The organism is Bacteroides sp. HMSC067B03, from assembly GCF_001811315.1.
GTDB lineage: Bacteria > Bacteroidota > Bacteroidia > Bacteroidales > Bacteroidaceae > Bacteroides > Bacteroides faecis.
Map to the genome: position 1 here is coordinate 1 of NZ_KV804297.1, position 20,524 is coordinate 20,524.

Below are 20,524 nucleotides of genomic sequence, written 5' to 3' on the forward strand. Positions count from 1 at the left end.
ATTAAAGAAAAGACGGCATCGCCGAGACGCTTACCTAGAATCGCTTCATTTCAGTCTATCCCTCACTCTTTTTGGGGGTATCTCTCATTCCATTTCTTTGCCTTTTACGTAAGTAGTTGCCAAATGGATCTCGCATCTTGGTTGCTGTTTACTTGTTGTTTATATATTATGTTACTTATCTCTATGGCATTTGATACCTTTATTCGTGTGTTATTTTACCGACATCTTCATCGTTCCACCCGGGTGAACCGATCGTTGCACCCTTGTAAACAGGTCTGCGCACCTAGGTAGACATGCTTGTTCACCCGGGTGGAACGATGAAGAACTCCCTTTGAAAATACGACAATAATAGTTGTAAAGCAGGTTATTATAGGGTTGTTTGCATACTATTGAACGGTAAACGAAATGTGCTTAAAGGCTTTTCCGGGAAAGGGAAAGTATATCGGTATGCAATTATCTGGCGGATATCGGAAAGCAGAATGAGATACCCTGTTTTCATGGGCTTGAATTAAATTAATTCCGCCAACAGGTATGTTTTAGTGAGAATGTAGCGGTATTACTAGATAGATATAGAATAAAATTAGTAGCTTTGCTGAATAATTTATTGAACAAAGCTATGATAGAAGTTATGGAGTCCGCTTTACAGAAAGCTGCGGGCGAAGGAATGGATGAATTTATCCAGGTATTTACTGATAAATATAAGGAAATAATCGGTGGTGAACTGACTGCTGACACAATGCCGTTGTTGACAGGTGAACAGCATTCATTGCTGGCTTATCAGATTTTTCGTGATGAAATAATGTTCGGCGGATTCTGTCAGTTGATTCAGAACGGTTATGGCGGATATATCTTTGATAATCCTTTTGCAAAAGTTATGCGTCTGTGGGGAGCGGAAGAGTTCTCTAAATTGGTATATAAAGCCAAGAAGATATATGATGCCAACCGGAAGGATCTGGAAAAAGAACGGACGGATGATGAATTCATGGCGATGTATGAGCAATATGAGGCTTTTGATGATTTGGAAGAGGCATATTTAGATATGGAGGAACAAGTGACAACACTGGTTGCCAGCTATGTAGATAATCACCTGGAACTTTTTGCAAAAATAATAAAGTAAACGATGCAGTATTTTTTAAGTATCTGCATTTATTAATTGTGAATTAGAATTTATATCTTTGCAAACTCTAAAAAATATGTTTATGAAACAAATGAAATTTTTATTAGTAGCTTTAATGACGGTTTTAATGGGGATGTCTGTTACTTCTTGTATGAATGGGGATGATAATACGATATATACCGGACCTGCGTTCGCTAAATGTACAAACTATTTTCCTGCTACATTTGAATTGGCTAATGGGCAGAAATTAGTTGTGAATGAATTGTCAATGCCTAACTTGAATATAGGAGAGATCTATTTCTTTTACTATCAGTTTGACACAGCGCAACAGCCAGGGAATTCTCAGACTCTTGATGTAACACTTTATGCAGGAAGTACTCCGACTTCTATTAGTGCAAAATCTAATGAAGGACCAGAGAAAGCGGCAGATTATAACGAAGCTACTGCACCTTTATATACTTTTAATAGCGATACATCAACTCAGCCGGGAATACTTTTTGATCAATATCTTGTAATTCCTATTATGTATTGGGTAAAAGTAGAGAGTACAGACGAAAAGCAGAAAGAAGAACTTAATAAGCATTCTTTTATACTCACATATGATTTTGATGAATTGGCATCAGGGGCAACTGAACTTGTATTGAATCTTAATCATGTGATTAAAGATGGTTCAGAAGAAACTGTAGATCGTAATAAATATACTTCTACTTATAAGGCATATAATCTGTCTAGTGTTATTTATGCATTCAAACAAGCTACTGGAGTAGAACCGACTAAAATAAAAGTAAATGCAAAGACCAACTCCTCAAAGAATTCTTTGGATGGTGCCGCAAATTCAACGTGGAGTGAAACACTTAAAACAAATTGAACTACAAAGAATTATTTAATATAGCAATGAAATTGATTTCCTCTCCGGCCAAGGCCTGGGAGGAAATTTCTATGGAAGAGGATAGGCGAAAAGTTTTTATGGCTTTTGTCTATCCTATGATTGGTTTATGCGGTTTGTCCGTCTTTATCGGCTCTTTGCTGACGAATGGATGGGGAGGACCGCAAAGTTTTCAAATAGCTATGACCAATTGTTGTGCCGTAGCTGTGGCATTGTTTGGTGGTTACTTTCTGGCGGCCTATGCAATTAACGAAATGGGAGTAAGAATGTTTGGTATGCCTGCCAATGCTCCGTTGACACAACAGTTTGCCGGATACGCACTTGTTGTCCCCTTCTTGCTTCAGATTGTGACCGGACTTTTACCTGATTTTAGAATTATTGCCTGGTTATTTCAGTTCTACATTGTCTATGTAGTATGGGAAGGAGCTCCCATATTGATGCAAGTGGAGGAAAAAGTACGATTGAAATACACCCTTTTCTCATCAGTTTTGTTAATACTATGTCCGACGGTGATTCAAATTGTATTTAGTAAGTTGATAGCCATACTTAATTAATGTGTAAAGATGAAACAACCTTCTGTAAATATCAAGAATAAACGTGCTACATTTGACTATGAGTTGATGGATACCTACACGGCAGGTATCGTATTAACAGGCACGGAAATTAAATCCATTCGTTTAGGAAAGGCAAGTCTGGTGGATACGTTTTGTTATTTTGCGAAAGGCGAATTATGGGTAAAGAATATGCATATCGCCGAGTACTTCTATGGTTCGTACAATAATCATACAGCTCGTAGAGACAGAAAGTTGTTGCTTAATAAGAAAGAATTGGAGAAAATTCAACGGGGAATGAAAGACCCCGGTTTTACTACCGTTCCTGTGCGTTTGTTCATCAATGAAAAAGGTTTGGCGAAACTGGTCGTTGCTTTGGCGAAAGGTAAAAAACAGTACGATAAACGGGAATCAATTAAAGAAAAAGATGACCGCAGAGACATGGCCCGAATGTTTAAGCGATAAGATGGCTTTATAGCGTAATAGTAAGATAAGATCGTGATAGGTCTAAGATAGGCAGAGTGACAATTAGGTGTTAATGTAATAAGGTAAAAATGAAAAAGACAATTTCTCAGATTGTATCCGAGCGTATTCTGATTCTGGATGGCGCAATGGGCACAATGATCCAACAATATAATCTTAAAGAAGAAGACTTTCGTGGTGAACGTTTTGCGCATATTCCCGGTCAGTTGAAGGGGAATAATGATTTGTTGTGCCTGACCCGCCCCGATGTCATTCAAGATATCCATCGTAAATATCTGGAAGCAGGTGCGGATATTATCGAGACCAATACATTCAGTTCTACAACTGTCTCAATGGCGGATTATCATGTAGAGGAATATGTGCGCGAAATCAATCTTGCCGCTATCAGACTGGCACGTGAACTGGCGGACGAATATACGGCAAAGAATCCGGATAAACCGCGTTTTGTTGCAGGCTCCGTTGGACCTACTAATAAAACCTGTTCCATGAGTCCGGATGTGAACAATCCGGCGTTTCGTGCCTTGTCTTATGACGAACTGGCTGCCTCTTACCAGCAGCAAATGGAAGCCATGCTGGAAGGTGGGGTGGATGCCATTCTTATCGAAACCATATTTGATACGCTGAATGCGAAAGCTGCCATCTTTGCAGCCGGACAGGCTATGAAGGTGACAGGAATAGAAGTTCCTGTTATGTTGTCTGTGACGGTATCCGATATCGGCGGACGTACATTGTCCGGACAGACTTTGGAAGCTTTCCTTGCTTCTGTGCAGCATGCCAATATATTTTCAGTCGGATTGAATTGCTCCTTTGGTGCCCGTCAGTTGAAGCCTTTTCTTGAACAGTTGGCTTCGCGTGCACCTTATTATATCAGTGCTTATCCTAATGCGGGCCTTCCGAATAGTCTGGGGAAATATGACCAGACTCCCGCAGATATGGCTCATGAAGTGAAGGAGTATATTCAGGAAGGATTGGTTAATATTATCGGTGGTTGTTGTGGTACGACAGATGCCTACATTGCAGAATATCAGGCACTGATAGCAGGTGCCAAACCTCATGTTCCGGCACCCAATCCGGATTGTATGTGGCTTTCCGGACTCGAACTGCTGGAAGTGAAACCGGAAATCAACTTTGTGAATATAGGTGAGCGTTGCAACGTAGCAGGCTCACGCAAGTTTCTTCGTCTGATTAATGAAAAGAAATATGATGAAGCCCTTTCCATAGCTCGTCAGCAAGTAGAAGACGGAGCTTTGGTTATTGACGTTAATATGGATGATGGTCTGCTGGATGCCCGGACTGAGATGACCACTTTTCTGAATCTCATCATGTCCGAACCGGAAATAGCCCGTGTACCTGTTATGATCGACTCTTCCAAATGGGAAGTGATCGAAGCCGGATTGAAATGCCTGCAAGGCAAATCAATCGTAAACTCGATCTCTCTGAAGGAAGGGGAGGAAGTATTTCTGGAGCATGCCCGGATCATCAAGCAATATGGAGCGGCAACTGTCGTGATGGCTTTTGATGAAAAAGGACAGGCGGATACTGCTGCCCGCAAGATAGAAGTGTGCGAACGTGCATATCGTCTGCTGGTTGATAAAGTTGGATTCAATCCTCATGATATTATTTTCGACCCGAATGTGCTTGCGGTGGCTACAGGAATCGAAGAGCATAACAATTACGCCGTAGACTTTATAGAAGCTACCGGATGGATCAGGAAGAATCTTCCCGGTGCACACGTCAGCGGTGGAGTGAGCAATCTTTCTTTCTCTTTCCGTGGCAATAATTATATTCGTGAAGCAATGCATGCGGTATTCCTTTATCATGCCATCCAGCAAGGGATGGATATGGGAATCGTCAATCCGGGAACTTCCGTACTCTACAGTGATATTCCTGCAGATACGCTGGAAAAGATAGAGGACGTTGTCTTGAATCGTCGTCCCGATGCTGCCGAGCGTCTGATAGAACTGGCGGAAGCATTGAAAGAAACGATGGGCGGTACTTCCGCTCAGGCAGCTGTGAAGCAGGATGCATGGAGAGAAGAATCCGTACAAGAGCGTTTGAAATATGCTTTGATGAAAGGAATCGGTGATTATCTGGAACAGGATTTAGCGGAAGCTTTACCTTTATATGATAAAGCTGTAGATGTAATTGAAGGTCCGTTGATGGATGGAATGAATTATGTCGGCGAGCTTTTTGGCGCAGGAAAAATGTTCCTGCCTCAGGTCGTGAAGACTGCCCGTACTATGAAGAAAGCCGTAGCTATACTGCAACCGATCATTGAATCAGAAAAAGTGGAAGGATCATCTTCTGCCGGAAAAGTTCTGCTTGCCACCGTAAAAGGGGATGTGCACGACATCGGAAAAAATATAGTTGCCGTCGTAATGGCGTGCAACGGTTATGATATAGTTGACTTGGGAGTGATGGTTCCGGCAGAAACCATTGTTCAGCGTGCCATCGAAGAAAAAGTCGATATGATCGGTTTGAGTGGCTTGATCACACCTTCTCTGGAAGAAATGACTCATGTGGCTGCCGAACTGGAGAAAGCCGGACTGGATATTCCTCTGTTGATTGGCGGAGCCACTACTTCAAAGATGCATACGGCACTGAAAATCGCACCTGTATATCATGCACCGGTTGTACATCTGAAAGATGCTTCTCAGAATGCCAGTGTTGCTTCCCGGCTGTTGAATTCGCAGATGAAAGCCGAACTGATTAATGAGTTAGATGCAGAATATCAGGCACTTCGTGAGAAGAGCGGACTATTACGCCGTGAAACAGTATCGTTGGAAGAAGCCCAGAAAAATAAGTTAAACCTATTTTAAAGACTTGTCACAATGAAAAAGATTTTTTCTTTCTTGTGTATGCTCATGGCAATGACTGCTATGATCTCGTGTTCTTCCTCAAAAGAGGAAAAAGGAACAACCGGCACCGGAAATGCCGCTTTGGATAATATCTTTGAGCGTAAGAGCGTGCGTACTTACTTGAATAAAGGGGTAGAGAAAGAGAAAATTGATTTAATGCTTCGTGCTGGAATGTCTGCTCCATCGGGAAAGGATGTTCGTCCCTGGGAGTTTGTGGTTGTTTCCGACCGTGCGAAACTGGATTCTATGGCGGCGGCTCTTCCTTATGCCAAGATGTTGACACAAGCCCGTAATGCGATTATTGTCTGTGGTGATTCTGCCCGTTCTTTTTATTGGTATTTAGACTGTTCTGCTGCAGCACAGAATATTTTGCTGGCTGCTGAAAGTATGGGGCTGGGTGCTGTATGGACAGCTGCTTATCCGTATGAAGATCGTATGGAAGTCGTTCGCAAATATACCTACCTGCCCGAGAATATTCTTCCTCTTTGTGTCATCCCTTTCGGCTATCCTGCAACAAAAGAGCAGCCGAAACAGAAATATGACGAGAAAAAGATACATTATAATCAGTATTAGTAAACAAAAGTTTTGTCTTTTCAATAAATTCCTTACATTTGCGGCTTAATTGATTAAAATCTGATACGCAAATGTTTGGAATAGATGACCCTTTTATAGTCTTGCCATATATCCTCTCAGTGATATGTGTGATTTTTGCTGCCTGGTTTGGGCTGAAATATTGGAATAAGGACGACGATAAAGACGAAACGCGATGAATACATTTACTCTTGGCTTGATTGTGATAGCTTATCTGCTGTCATTGGCCTACCTCGGTTTTTTAGGATATAAGAAGACTACGAATACCAGTGATTATCTGGTTGGCGGACGTCAGATGAATCCGATAGTGATGGCGCTTTCTTATGGTGCTACGTTTATCTCTGCGTCTGCTATAGTTGGTTTTGGCGGAGTAGCGGCTGCTTTCGGTATGGGTATTCAGTGGCTGTGTTTCCTCAATATGTTTGTCGGGGTAGTTATCGCCTTCATATTCTTCGGTTTGCGTACGCGGCGCATGGGAGCAAAACTGAATGTCAGCACTTTTCCGCAGTTATTAGGCCGTCATTTTCGTTCCCGTAATATACAGGTGTTCATTGCAGCCGTCATATTTATAGGTATGCCGCTGTACGCTGCTGTGGTAATGAAAGGGGGCGCTGTATTTATTGAACAGATTTTTCAGATTGATTTTAATATATCTCTGCTGATATTTACGTTAGTCATTGCTGCGTATGTGATTGCGGGAGGAATGAAGGGGGTGATGTATACGGATGCTTTACAGGCAGTTATCATGTTTGGCTGTATGTTGTTCCTGTTGTTCTCTTTGTATCAGGTGCTTGGCATGGGTTTTACGGAAGCAAACAAGGAATTGACAAATATAGCCCCTCTGGTTCCGGAAAAGTTCAAGGCATTGGGGCATCAGGGATGGACCGCAATGCCTGTGACAGGTTCTCCGCAGTGGTACTCATTGGTTACCTCTCTTATTTTGGGAGTAGGAATCGGTTGCCTTGCACAGCCTCAGTTGGTGGTACGTTTTATGACGGTAGAAAGTAGCAAACAGTTGAATCGTGGCGTATTTATCGGTTGTTTTTTCCTGATTATAACGGTAGGAGCTATCTATCATGCCGGTGCATTAAGCAATCTTTTCTTCTTGAAGACAGAAGGAGCTGTTGCTACGGAAGTGATACAGGATATTGATAAAATCATTCCTTATTTCATCAATAAAGCTATGCCGGACTGGTTTGCCGCTTTGTTTATGCTCTGTATCCTTTCTGCAAGTATGTCTACGCTTAGTTCGCAGTTCCACACAATGGGAGCATCGGTTGGTTCTGATATTTATGGTACTTATAAGCCCCGTTCTCGTGGCAAATTGACAAATGTGATTCGTTTGGGAGTACTTTTCTCTATTTTGGTCAGCTATATTATTTGTTATATGCTGCCACACGATATTATCGCTCGCGGAACTTCTATTTTCATGGGTATCTGTGCTGCTGCATTTCTTCCTGCCTACTTTTGTGCATTGTACTGGAAGAAAGCGACGAAACAGGGAGTTATGGCAAGTCTCTGGGTAGGAACTTTAGGCAGTGCTTTTGCATTAATATTCCTTCATCAGAAAGAAGCTGCCGCAATGGGAATATGTAAATTCCTGTTTGGCAAGGATGTATTGATTGAGACATATCCGTTTCCGGTAATTGACCCTATTCTCTTTGCATTACCATTGTCTATACTGGCTATTGTTGTGATTAGCCTTTTGACGGGCAGAAACAAGTAATAGGTATTAAGTAATAAGTATTAAGTATTAGTCGTAGCAGCACAACTGTTGATCCGCATGGCTTAATACTTATTACCTATTTTATCTTTTTTTTGTACGATTCGAACCGGGACTGAATATCACGTACGAAGTTGAACGTTTCTATGCCACGGAAATATCCATTTTTACAAACAGGGTCGGTGAAGTATTCCTCATTACTTTTGAGCAGAATGAAGTTTTCGACATTATCTTTCCATACGAGGTTATTTTTTCCGTATTTTTTCGCTAGTGCCATGGCATCGTAAATATGTCCTAGACCGGCATTGTAAGAAGCCAGTATGAAGTTGAGTCGTTCTTGTTTGTCAGAGATCATATTGAAACTTCGGTCTGTTGCGGCAATGTATTTAACGGCTGCTTTTATACTTTCTTCCGGGTTTTGTTCTTTACCTGCGGGTACGCCCATTGCGCGTGCAGTGGCAGGCATCAATTGCATCAATCCTTTGGCTCCTGCCCAAGATACGGCTGTTGTGTCAAAGTTTGATTCTGTATAGGCGAGGGATGCCAGCATTCGCCAGTCCCATCCGATCTCTTGGGCGTATTTCTTGAATAAATCGTCGTAATGTGATATTTTTCCTTCTTTAAGTGAAAGGATGGGGGAGTGAGGCATCATTTTACTATTCTCGAAGTAACGCTTCATACTTGCCGTATAGGCAGGAGAGGTCATATTTTCTTTATGCCAGTTTGTGGCGGCGGCTGCCAGTTCGGGACTGTCTTTTCGTACAGCCCATGAAGAACGCTGGTCAAAACTGATAGAAAGATTGATATTCAGATTGGGATAGTAAGTTTTATTCAGTTTGGCTAAATCATTATCGGCTACGGTATAGGGAATCTTACCTTGTGCTACCTGGGTGATTAAGTCTTCCGCGGTAACGCTATCTCCCGTTATTTTATGAATATGGATACCACCTCCCAGTTCGTTGTTCAGATTCACGAGGCGATCGTAATATTTGCCTGGTTTGACATATATATCTTTGCCGATAAGTTCCGTTACATCTTTCAATGGTTTATGCTTTCCATTTCCTTGCTGGACGATAACCTGATGGGTGATTATGTCTTCTCCGCAATACAAAAGGCTGTCTTTCCATTCTTTGGTAATCGGCAGGTTGTAGGCGATCATATCTCCTTCGCCTGACTGTAATTTCTGAATCAATTCACGGACATTTCTGGCTACCTCGATTCTGAGTTTCAGTCCCAGACTTTTAGCGAACTGTTCACTGAGTTCGTATTGGAATCCCATTTCCTGTCCGCGATAAATGAAATATGAAGTAGAACTATAGAGTGTCAGCACTACCAGTTCCCCACTGTCTTTAATCTGCGGAAGATCACGTGCCGTTTCATTCTTTTCGCCATGATGTTTGTTCCGGCATCCGAATACACAGCACAAAAGTATAAGAAACAAGGGGAGGATCAGTGTCTTGGCACTCATTCTGAACTCTTTATCTTTCATTCTTCATTTTTCAAATGTTTCTTGATATACATTGTCAATATATCGATAGCTACGGCATTGCTGCCGCCTTCCGGAACGATAAGGTCCGCATAGCGTTTGCAGGGTTCGATGAATTGCAGGTGCATCGGCTTCAGAACGCGGGTATAGCGTTCCATGACAGCTTCCGCTGTCCGTCCTCTTTCGATGACATCCCTTTGGATGACACGTATCAGGCGTTCATCGGGATCGGCATCTACAAATATCTTTAGGTCCATCATATTGCGTAGCTTCTTGTCGCACAAGGCAAGGATACCTTCAATAATGACGACTTCACGAGGCTCGATGTGGATGGTTTCCGGTTGGCGGGTACAAGTCAGATAAGAATAGGTCGGCTGCTCGATGCTTTTTCCTTCTTTCAGCATCATCACATGTTTGGAAAGCAAGCTCCATTCAAAAGCATCCGGATGGTCAAAGTTGATATTCTGACGTTCTTCAACCGGCACGTGACTACTGTCTTTGTAGTATGAATCCTGAGGTAATAGTACTACTTCTCCAACGGGGAGGCTTTCTATTATTTTTCGTACGACGGTGGTTTTTCCGGAGCCCGTTCCACCTGCTATTCCTATTATTAACATCTCTTTATAGTGTTATTTGAACCAAATAGAGTAATTTTGCATTAGTAATGTAATGCATTGACAAGACAAATATAGAAACAATTCATTAAAATAACAACGTAATGGTGAAACACATTGTATTATTTAAGTTAAAAGACGAAGTTCCCGAAGCGGAGAAACTCGTAGTGATGAATAAATTTAAGGAAGCTATCGAAGCGCTCCCCGCCAAGATTTCAGTGATCCGTAAGATTGAGGTCGGACTGAATATGAATCCGGGAGAGGCTTGGCATATAGCTCTCTATAGCGAATTTGACACGCTGGAGGATGTGAAGTTCTATGCAACACACCCTGATCATGTGGCAGCCGGAAAGATTATAGCTGAAGCAAAGGACAGTCGTGCATGCGTGGATTATGAATTATAACCCCCAATAATGAAAATGAGAAAATTAATTTCTTTTCTGCTTTTAAGCTTTGTAGCCTATACATTGCAGGCGCAGATTAAAGATCCGGTAAAGTTTAAAACAGAACTGAACTCTCTTTCTGATACAGAAGCGGAGATCGTGTTTACGGCTGCCATTGACAAAGGGTGGCATGTTTATTCTACCGATCTTGGAGACGGAGGACCTATTTCTGCCACATTTAATGTGGAGAAGAAGTCCGGTGTAGAACTGGTAGGTAAATTGAAGCCTGTCGGCAAGGAAATAGCTACTTTCGACAAACTGTTCGAAATGAAAGTGCGCTATTTCGAGAATACTGCCAAATTCGTGCAGAAAGTGAAGCTGACTGGTGGGGCTTATGCGATAGAAGGTTATCTGGAATATGGAGCCTGCGACGATGAGAGTTGTCTGCCTCCGACAGAAGTTCCTTTTAAGTTTTCGGGTGAAGCAAAGGCCGGAACTACGGCTGCTCCTGTAGCCAAAGCTGATAAGCCGGAGACAAAAGAGGCGGAAGAGGTAACTGCTCCTGCTGCGTCCAAAGACTCTGCTGCGATGATGGAACTGGTTCCTGCTTCTGCTACGGATGCAAATGCCGATATTCAACCTGCTGTAGCTTCCGGTGACCTTTGGCGTCCGGTAATCAGTGAATTGCAGGCACTGGGCGAGGAACATACTCAGGGAGATATGTCCTGGATTTATATTTTCGTGACAGGTTTCCTGGGTGGATTACTGGCTCTGTTCACTCCTTGTGTATGGCCTATTATCCCGATGACAGTCAGTTTCTTTCTGAAACGTAGCAAAGATAAGAAGAAAGGTATTCGTGATGCGTGGACTTATGGTGCTTCCATTGTCGTTATTTATGTGGCATTAGGATTGGCTATCACACTGATATTTGGTGCCAGTGCGCTCAATGCTTTATCGACGAATGCTGTCTTTAATATCCTTTTCTTCCTGATGCTGGTAATCTTTGCCGCTTCATTTTTTGGAGCGTTTGAGATTAGATTACCGTCAAAGTGGGGCAATGCGGTAGATAGTAAAGCGGAATCGACTACCGGTCTGCTGAGTATCTTCCTGATGGCATTTACACTTTCACTGGTATCTTTCTCTTGTACAGGTCCGATTATCGGATTCCTGCTTGTACAGGTTTCTACTACAGGAAGTGTGGTGGCTCCGGCTATCGGTATGTTGGGTTTTGCCATTGCATTGGCATTGCCGTTCACACTCTTTGCTCTGTTCCCGTCATGGCTGAAATCTATGCCGAAGTCGGGCGGATGGATGAATGTGATCAAAGTGACGTTAGGATTTCTGGAACTGGCATTTGCGCTTAAATTCCTGTCGGTTGCCGATCTGGCTTATGGCTGGAGATTACTCGACCGTGAAACCTTCCTCGCTCTGTGGATTGTCATTTTTGCATTGCTGGGTTTCTATTTGCTTGGTAAAATCAAGTTTCCGCATGACGATGATGACAATAAGGTGGGAGTGACTCGTTTCTTTATGGCGCTTATCTCTCTGGCGTTTGCCGTATATATGGTTCCCGGTTTGTGGGGAGCTCCGTTAAAAGCCGTGAGTGCTTTTGCTCCTCCTATGCATACGCAAGACTTTAATCTGTATAAGAATGAAGTACATGCGAAATTCGATGACTACGATTTGGGTATGGAGTATGCACGTCTGAATGGCAAACCAGTGATGCTTGACTTTACAGGCTATGGATGCGTGAACTGTCGTAAGATGGAAGCCGCTGTATGGACGGACCCGAAAGTGAGTGATCTGATTAATAATGATTATGTGCTGATTACTCTGTATGTGGATAATAAAACTCCGTTGACCGAACCTGTGAAAATCGTAGAGAACGGCAAGGAACGTACTTTGCGTACAGTCGGTGATAAGTGGAGCTATCTGCAACGTGTGAAGTTTGGTGCTAATGCACAGCCTTTCTATGTATTGCTGGATAATCAGGGAAGTCCTTTGAATAAGTCTTATGCTTACGATGAAGACATTCCCAAATATATTGAATTCCTGCAAACTGGACTGGAGAATTATCGGAAGGAAAAATAATCCGAAGATATAACTATCAATGAGAAACGGTCTCACTCTGTAGAGTGGGACCGCTTCATTTAAATAGAATAGAATAAAACTAGAAATAATGTTTTTTACATGGGTACTTCCATTACCAGAAGTTTGGTTCCTTTGGTAGCGCGGATAGAGAAACTTTTGGTATCCCATATTCCGATGCCGTCACGTTTGGCCAGATGTTCATCGGCCACGCTGATCTCTCCTTCTATCACAAACAGATAAGCTCCGTTACCTTCCTGATGCATACAATATTCGATGCTTCTTTCCGTATCGAAGTCTCCCATAGAGAACCAGGCATCCTGTTTGATGGAGGCCGGTGTCTTGCCGTTCGGTGAAATGATCAGAGATAACTCGTTCGGTTTCAGCAGCGGACGTATATCGAAATTGTTATATTCGGGTTTCGTATTCTCGATTCGGGGGAATACCCATATTTGCAGGAATTCCAATTGTTCCTCATCGCTGTCGTTATACTCACTATGATAGATACCACTGCCCGTACTCATCACTTGGATATCACCGGGAGTAATCGTTTTCGTATTTTGTACACTGTCGCCATGTCTCAGATACCCTTTCAACGGAATGGAAATTACTTCCATATTTTTATGTGGATGAGTATCAAATCCCATCGACGGGTCTACACTGTCATCATTCAGCACTCGCAAGGCTCCGAAATGGATTCTTTCCGGATTGTAATAGTTGGCAAAACTGAATGTGTGGTGGGTTTTGAGCCAGCCATGATTAAAATAGCCTCTTGATGAAGCTCTGTCGATTACTTTTTTCATAATCTTCCTTTCTTTTTTATAGAACTTTGTTGTGTGCTTTGTTCGCACTTTTATAATAGGACAACAATTAAAGAGTACACAAAGTTCTCGGCCGGAAACTCAATAAGAAAGAAGGTTATTTTTTTATTTCAGAAAAAATACATACGTTTGTAACATCATAACAATACCTTTGTGCCCAAAAGTAAAGAAAATATGTACGCAACAGACACGCTTATGGACGAACGGGAGTTAGTTCTCCGTCTGATAGACGGCGATGAGGATGCCTTTTGCGAACTCTATGCCGCCTATAAGAATCGCTTGCTGTATTTTGCGATGAAGTTCGTCAAATCTCGTGAGTTTGCCGAAGATATTTTTCAGGACGCGTTTACGGTTGTATGGCAAAGCAGGCGTTTTATCAATCCGGATGCGTCTTTCTCCTCCTACTTATATACGATTGTACGCAATCGTATTCTTAATCAGATACGGGATATGGCGAATGAAGATAAGCTGAAAGAGCATATCCTTTCTCATGCGGTTGATTCGGCCAATGAAACGAATAATAAAATATTGTTCGATGATTTGAAGGATGTCGTTAGCCGCGCACTGGAACAATTGACTCCCCGTCAGCGTGAAGTCTTTAATATGAGCCGCGATTTGCAGATGTCCCATAAAGAAATTGCGGAAGCGCTGGGAGTCTCTGTCAATACCGTACAGGAGCATATTTCTGTTTCGTTGAAAGTGATTCGTGCCTACTTGACTAAATATTCGGGTACTTCTGCTGACATACTGCTGATTCTACTTTGTCTGAATTTATAATAAATGTTAATCACACCCTAGCTGTTTCCTGCCTTTGTGTATTACTAATACGAAGGGGAGAAATCAGCACCCTTATTTGAATATATGATGAAAGATACGAAGACAGAAAAAAATAAATTACGTCGCTATCTGGATGATATGTACATCCGGGAGGAAGCATCGCAGTTACTGGAAAGTATGAGAGATGCTGACCATAAAGATATATTGGATGAGTTGTCTGCCGAAGTCTGGGAGGAATCCGTCAGCCAGCAGCCTGTTACTGACTTGGAGCGTGAGAAGTATAAAAAGGAGGCTCGCCAGTTGCTGAAACATATTGAACATAAGAAACGTACCTGGTTCCGTCGGGTAATGACGATTGCAGCCAGTGTGGCGGCTGTAATAGCCATCGTGACAGGAAGTATCAGTTATTTCCGGTATATGAGTGAGCAGCAGATAACTTTCGCTGAAATCTCAACCTCTTTTGGAGAGAAGAAACGGGTGGAATTACCGGACGGAACTATATTAGTGTTGAACTCTTGTTCACAAGTACGTTATCCTGATTCTTTTCAAGGGGATATCCGGAAAGTGGAACTGGAAGGAGAAGGATATTTCAGGGTTGCCCATAATGAAGATATGCCGTTTATTGTACAGACGAAGCGACTGGATGTTCGTGTTTTGGGAACCCGGTTTGATGTAAAATCTTACTCTACGGATGAAATCGTATCGGTAAGTGTAGAGAGTGGCAAAGTACAGGTTGATCTGCCGGAAGCAATGATGCGATTGACTGCAAAAGAACAAGTTCTGATAAATACCGTTTCCGGTGAATATAGTAAGAAGAAGGAAGAACGTGGGGTAGCAGTCTGGATCAAGGGAAGCCTGCGTTTTAACAGTACTCCGATCCGGGATGTGGCAAAAGAACTGGAACGTGTTTATAATTGTCAGATAACCTTTGCTTCCGGACAGGAATTTGATAATCTGATTACCGGTGAACATGACAATAAGAGTCTGGAGTCCGTACTTAAATCCATCGAATTTATCAGTGATATCAATTATAAGAAAGAAGGCAGGAATATACTTCTTTATAAAAAATGAGAATTAAAAAATAGATCAATGTTTAACCCGTTAATAAGGACAGAATGAAAGCATCACCCTCATAGAAACTCCCTAAAAAGATAGAAGCACTCCTAAGGAATGCTTCTATCCGCAACCCGGACGGATATTCATTCGCTTCGACCCAAATGAATAACGTATCGCACGTTGCTTGTTTTTAATAACTTTAGTCAATTACTAAAACGCACAAATTTATGAATAATCTTCTTATTTGTAAAGGAAAAAGTAGAAATAGCTGCTCGTTTTTAGCTTTTTTACTATTCACCTTCCTTTTAGTTGCTCCGACTGCTGCTCAGACATTGAAAGAGAACAACATTACGCTCCGTGTACAAAACGAGCCGGTAGAAAATGTTTTCAATAAAATCAGTGAACAGACCAACTTTAAATTTATCTACGATCAGGAAACGGTAAATAACGCTCCGCATGTTTCTTTTGATGTAAAAAACGCTACGCTTAAACAAATTCTGGGAGTGATAACTACTCAGTCAAAACTTTATTTCAATAGGACCGATAATACAATTGCTGTCAGTAAACAGCCGCTTAAAGAAGAAAGCGCTCAACGTACACGTACCGTTCAGGGAGTAGTCGTAGATGATAAGGGAGAGCCAGTTATTGGTGCCAGTGTCCAGATCAAAGGAGAGGGCAGTGGTACGATTACCGATATGGACGGACGATATTCGTTGATGAATGTACCGGAATCGGCTACATTGACAATTTCCTATATTGGCTATAAGACCGTCAGCCTTTCTGCAAAAGATAAGAATACGGCTAAGATTACGTTGACCGAAGACAGCAAGATGATCGATGAAGTAGTAGTGGTAGGATATGGTGTACAGCGGAAACGGGATGTGTCTACTTCCATCTCTTCCGTGAAAGCCGAGCAGATTGCGGAGGTTTCTGCTTCCGACTTTCGTCAGGCATTAGCTGGAAAGATGCCGGGAGTGCAGGTGACTCAGCCGAGCGGTGACCCGGAAGGAAGTGTCAGTATCCGTGTTCGTGGTATCAGTACAGTCAATGCGGGGAGTGATCCTCTCTATATCATTGACGGTGTACCTGTGGAGCGTGGCTTTGCCAATCTGAATAATAATGATGTCGAGTCGGTAGAGGTACTTAAAGATGCTTCGTCTGCTGCGATTTATGGTAGCCGCGGATCAAATGGTGTAATTATTATCACTACCAAACAAGGGCAGTCGGAAAAAATGAAAGTACAATATGATGGATATTATGGTATCCAGAGTGTTTCGAAAAAACTTCCGATGTTGAATGCTTATCAGTTTGCGGAGTTTGCCAAAGACGGGCATGATAATTCTTATCTGGATGCTAATCCCGATGGTTCGCCCAATGACCCTAATGGTATGCGTCCGAATTCATGGGAACGGATTCCTACAGAACTTTTTCCTTATCTGAACGGCGATCAGGGATTAACGGACACAGACTGGCAGGATGCAATTTTCCGTAGTGCGGCTACAACCAGCCATAATATTTCTATCTCCGGCAGAGGAAAGACCGTTGGTTATTTTATTTCTGCTAATTATTATGATAAAGAAGGTATTATCATCAATTCTGATTTCAAGAAATATAGCATGCGTATGAATCTGGACGGAAAATATAAAAGACTGAAATTCGGTCTTAATTTCTCTCCTTCTTATTCGACTTCCAATCGGGTGGATGCTTCCGGATCGAATGGTATTGTTCAGTCGGCCTTGATGATGCCTCCTGTGTGGCCGGTATATAATTCCGACGGTAGTTATAACTATCAGGGAAATGGCTATTGGAGAATTGGCAATGACTATCAGCACAATGCGGTATTAAACCCTGTGGCAATGGCCAATCTGCAATCGGACGTAGTAGACCGTATGGCAATTGTAGGGAAAGTCTTTGCCGAACTGGAACTTTTCAAGGGACTTACTTATAATATTTCTTTCGGTGGTGATTATTATGGTTCTCATAATGATCAGTATCGTTCGTCAGAACTACCCTTACTGGGCCAGAAATATTATGATATCAAGTCGAACCCTACTGCATACAGCTCCTCCGGTTTTTATTTCAATTGGCTGATTGAGAATAAGATTAATTATAATACAGTGATTAATGAAGATCATTCGATTAATGCGGTTCTGGTGCAATCTGCACAAAAAGAAACTTATAAAGGAGATAATGTGACGGCTACCGATTTTCCGAATGATTATATACAGACGATCTCCGGTGGAACAGTTATAAAGGGGGCGTCTGATAAGACCCAATGGTCGATTGCTTCCTATCTGGCTCGTGTGCAATATAGTTATAAAGGTAAATATATGGCTTCCGGAGCTATTCGTGCGGATGGTTCTTCCCGTTTCGGAAAAAATAACCGCTGGGGATATTTCCCGTCCGCATCATTGGCATGGAGAGTTAGCGGGGAGGATTTCTTCACGAAGGCGAAATTTCTCTCCTTTGTAGATGACTTGAAAATCAGAACCAGTTATGGTGTCACAGGTAACTTTCAGATAGGCAACTACGATCATCTGTCATTGATGGCTCTTGATAATTATATACTGGGTACGGGTAACGGGCAACTGGTACAAGGCTATAAACCCAATACTATTAAGAATGATGATTTAAGCTGGGAAAAGAATGCAATGGTCAATGTCGGTGTGGACCTGCAAATGTTCAAAGGATTATTGGGGATAACAGTTGATTACTATAATACCAATACCTCCAATATGTTGCTGAATGTTCCTGTTCCTCATCTGACCGGATACAGCACTGCCCTGATGAATATTGGAAAAGTAAATAACCGTGGTTGGGAAATAGCCTTGACATCTCAGAAAAATTTCACCAAAGACTTTGGGTATTCTTTTAATGCCAACTATGCTACGAATACCAATGAAGTAAAAGCTCTTGGTCCGGGAAATGCTCCCATTATCTCTACCGGAAGCGTAGATCATGCTTATTATATCACAAAAGTAGGCGAACCGATCGGATGTTACTATTTGCTGGTGCAGGACGGTATCTTTTCCAACGAAGAAGAATTGAAGAAATATCCTCATTTCAGCAATACTCAGCCGGGAGACTTCCGTTTTGTAGATGTGGATGGAGACGGTGTGATGGACTTGGACAAAGACCGTACAATAGTAGGTAACTATATGCCCGACTTCACCTATGGATTTGGTGGTAAAGTATGGTATAAAGGCATTGATCTTGACTTTAACTTCCAGGGAGTTTACGGTAATGAGATTCTGAATCTGAATCGTCGCTATATTGATAATCTGGAAGGAAACACCAATGGTACCACGATTGCCCTGAATCGCTGGAAAAGTGCGGATAACCCCGGAAATGGTCAGGTGAACCGTGCCAACCGCAAATCGAAAGGTTATAATGGCCGTACTTCAACCTGGCATCTGGAAGATGGTTCTTATTTGAGATTGCAGAATGTAACGTTAGGATATACTTTGCCTCAGAATCTGACACGTCGTTTCTTTGTGGAGAAGTTGAGAGTCTATGTCTCCGGACAGAACCTTTGGACATCTACCAACTACGGTGGATACAATCCGGAAGTAAATGCACGTCCGAGCAATTCACTTTCGCCGGGTGAGGATTACGGAACATATCCGCTGGCGAAAACTTTCTTGTTTGGATTAAATATAACACTTTAGTCATCCTTAAAAAATATACGGTATATGAAAATATATAGACAAATCCTATTCTTGGCAACTGCTTTTGTATCAGTGGCCTGTACAGATAGCTTTTTCGACTTGGAGCCAAGTAGCAGTGTGCCTACAGATAAAGTATACAAGACAGCAGACGATTTTAATGTAGCAGTGATCGGCTGTTATTCTAAATTGCAGGGACAGGTTTCCTACTTCACGGAATGCTGCGAATATCGGAGTGACAACCTGTCGTTGAGTGCTCCTACTGCCGGAACACAAGACCGTTATGATATAGATCAGTTTGCGGATAAAGCCTCTAATGGAATATTGGAATCCGCCTGGGCGAATTTTAATAACGGAGTATATCGCTGTAATTTGGTATTGGACAAAATAGACGCAGCTGACTTTGATGCTACGTTGAAGAAACAATATAAAGGGGAAGCGCTTTTCGTGCGTGCTCTTACTTATTTTAATATGTATCGCTTGTGGGGTGGAATTCCGATGACTGATAAAGTGGTGACGGTGGCTGAAGCTCTTAAAATCGGAAGAAGCTCAGAGCAGCAGGTCTTTGATTTTCTTACCGGCGATTTGAATCAGGTTATCAATGAGAATATGTTGCCTTCTTCTTATACGGGTACTGATATGGGACGTGCGACCTCCGGTGCTGCAATGGCATTGCTGGGAAAGATTTATCTGACTTTCCATAAGTGGACAGAGGCACGCAATGTTCTTTCGCAACTGATAGGCAGATATTCTTTGATGCCCACACCGGATAAAGTCTTTGATGTCGATAATAAAATGAACGATGAAATCATTTTCGCAGTGCGCTTTAATAAGGACGTTGAGGGTGAAGGACATGGCTATTGGTTTTCAATTATCAACCTGACAGATGATACTAACCAGACAAAGGCTTTGAAGGAGTGCTATAAAGACGGTGATAAACGCAAAGACCTGATCACTTATGTGAAAGTAGAAGATAAAGTCTGCGTAATGAATAAATTCAAGGATTTGAAAAGTGCGACATACAATACCGTCGGTAACGATCAGATTATTCTTCGTTATGCCGATGTACTGTTAATGTATGCCGAAGCACTGAACGAAATCAGCTATAGCAACTCTCAGACTTCTGATGCAATGGTTGCTTTGAATGCGGTACATACCCGTGCCGGCTTATCTCCGGTTCAGATTACGGAACTGGCAGATCAGGATAGTTTCCGTAAAGCCATTATGCTGGAACGCCAACAGGAATTTCCTTATGAGGGACACCGTTGGTTTGACCTTGTTCGCATGGGAGGTGCCAAGGAAGCTATGAAAGCGGAGGGACATACAATTCAGGATTTCCAGTTTCTGTATCCTATTCCTAAAACGGAATTGGAAAGAATCAACAATACTGAGTTGTTGTGGCAGAATCCGGGGTATTAATATGGT

At 42.2% G+C, this 20,524-nt stretch carries 17 protein-coding genes; 14 read left to right on the forward strand and 3 right to left on the reverse strand.

The features are described from left to right. The first annotated feature begins 616 nt into the window (after positions 1 to 616). The 8 genes from HMPREF2794_RS05230 (at position 617) to HMPREF2794_RS05260 (ending at position 8,212) form a co-directional block, all read left to right on the forward strand. On the forward strand, positions 617 to 1,117 hold the full coding sequence (locus tag HMPREF2794_RS05230) for a DMP19 family protein (RefSeq protein WP_032841243.1): 501 nt from the start codon (positions 617 to 619) through the stop codon (positions 1,115 to 1,117). Positions 1,118 to 1,199: 82 nt separating this feature from the next. Further along, the gene (locus HMPREF2794_RS05235; RefSeq protein ID WP_070751099.1) at positions 1,200 to 1,985 is read left to right on the forward strand and encodes a hypothetical protein; all 786 of its coding nucleotides are present in this window, start codon (positions 1,200 to 1,202) and stop codon (positions 1,983 to 1,985) included. A gap of 26 nt (positions 1,986 to 2,011) precedes the next feature. After that, positions 2,012 to 2,557, forward strand: coding sequence for a Yip1 family protein (locus tag HMPREF2794_RS05240; RefSeq protein WP_008760494.1), 546 nt, complete (start codon positions 2,012 to 2,014; stop codon positions 2,555 to 2,557). 9 nt (positions 2,558 to 2,566) lie between these two features. Then, a complete protein-coding gene (gene smpB / locus HMPREF2794_RS05245; RefSeq protein WP_008760495.1) occupies positions 2,567 to 3,019 on the forward strand; it encodes an SsrA-binding protein in 453 nt (150 codons plus the stop codon). A gap of 89 nt (positions 3,020 to 3,108) precedes the next feature. Beyond that, positions 3,109 to 5,856: a methionine synthase gene (gene metH / locus HMPREF2794_RS05250; RefSeq protein ID WP_070751073.1), complete on the forward strand. Its 2,748-nt coding sequence runs from the start codon at positions 3,109 to 3,111 to the stop codon at positions 5,854 to 5,856. A gap of 12 nt (positions 5,857 to 5,868) precedes the next feature. Then, positions 5,869 to 6,468, forward strand: coding sequence for a nitroreductase family protein (locus tag HMPREF2794_RS05255; protein WP_070751075.1), 600 nt, complete (start codon positions 5,869 to 5,871; stop codon positions 6,466 to 6,468). Positions 6,469 to 6,539: 71 nt separating this feature from the next. Beyond that, positions 6,540 to 6,665, forward strand: a complete 126-nt coding sequence (locus tag HMPREF2794_RS29895; RefSeq protein ID WP_008766705.1) for a symporter small accessory protein — start codon at positions 6,540 to 6,542, stop codon at positions 6,663 to 6,665. Further along, entirely contained in the window at positions 6,662 to 8,212 is a 1,551-nt protein-coding gene (locus HMPREF2794_RS05260) for a sodium:solute symporter family protein (protein WP_055269222.1), read from the forward strand. The genes HMPREF2794_RS29895 and HMPREF2794_RS05260 overlap by 4 nt, the downstream gene beginning before the upstream one ends. A 76-nt stretch (positions 8,213 to 8,288) precedes the next feature. Here the strand turns inward: HMPREF2794_RS05260 and HMPREF2794_RS05265 are convergent, their stop codons facing one another. Continuing rightward, positions 8,289 to 9,677, reverse strand: coding sequence for an MltF family protein (locus HMPREF2794_RS05265; protein ID WP_070751101.1), 1,389 nt, complete (start codon positions 9,675 to 9,677; stop codon positions 8,289 to 8,291). A 17-nt stretch (positions 9,678 to 9,694) separates the two neighbouring features. After that, a complete protein-coding gene (gene udk, locus HMPREF2794_RS05270; protein ID WP_008760501.1) occupies positions 9,695 to 10,312 on the reverse strand; it encodes a uridine kinase in 618 nt (205 codons plus the stop codon). A 101-nt stretch (positions 10,313 to 10,413) separates the two neighbouring features. On the opposite strand from udk, the gene HMPREF2794_RS05275 reads away from it, so the two are divergent. Both HMPREF2794_RS05275 and HMPREF2794_RS05280 read left to right on the forward strand, forming a co-directional pair. Next, entirely contained in the window at positions 10,414 to 10,713 is a 300-nt protein-coding gene (locus tag HMPREF2794_RS05275) for a Dabb family protein (protein WP_008760502.1), read from the forward strand. 15 nt (positions 10,714 to 10,728) lie between these two features. Next, positions 10,729 to 12,783, forward strand: a complete 2,055-nt coding sequence (locus HMPREF2794_RS05280; RefSeq protein WP_016267980.1) for a protein-disulfide reductase DsbD family protein — start codon at positions 10,729 to 10,731, stop codon at positions 12,781 to 12,783. 95 nt (positions 12,784 to 12,878) lie between these two features. On the opposite strand, the gene HMPREF2794_RS05285 is transcribed toward HMPREF2794_RS05280, so the two are convergent. Further along, entirely contained in the window at positions 12,879 to 13,583 is a 705-nt protein-coding gene (locus HMPREF2794_RS05285) for a pirin family protein (RefSeq protein ID WP_010537476.1), read from the reverse strand. Between the two features lie 192 nt (positions 13,584 to 13,775). Between HMPREF2794_RS05285 and HMPREF2794_RS05290 the strand changes: the two genes are divergently transcribed. From HMPREF2794_RS05290 to HMPREF2794_RS05305, 4 genes are all read left to right on the forward strand, one after another. After that, the gene (locus HMPREF2794_RS05290; protein ID WP_008760504.1) at positions 13,776 to 14,378 is read left to right on the forward strand and encodes an RNA polymerase sigma-70 factor; all 603 of its coding nucleotides are present in this window, start codon (positions 13,776 to 13,778) and stop codon (positions 14,376 to 14,378) included. Between the two features lie 84 nt (positions 14,379 to 14,462). Beyond that, on the forward strand, positions 14,463 to 15,449 hold the full coding sequence (locus HMPREF2794_RS05295; protein WP_008760505.1) for a FecR family protein: 987 nt from the start codon (positions 14,463 to 14,465) through the stop codon (positions 15,447 to 15,449). Between the two features lie 212 nt (positions 15,450 to 15,661). After that, complete coding sequence (locus HMPREF2794_RS05300; RefSeq protein WP_070751077.1) at positions 15,662 to 19,102, forward strand: TonB-dependent receptor; 3,441 nt, start codon at positions 15,662 to 15,664, stop codon at positions 19,100 to 19,102. Positions 19,103 to 19,126: 24 nt separating this feature from the next. Further along, positions 19,127 to 20,518 carry a RagB/SusD family nutrient uptake outer membrane protein gene (locus HMPREF2794_RS05305; protein WP_070751079.1) on the forward strand — a complete coding sequence of 464 codons (1,392 nt, stop codon included), beginning with the start codon at positions 19,127 to 19,129 and terminating at the stop codon, positions 20,516 to 20,518. Positions 20,519 to 20,524 lie beyond the last annotated feature (6 nt).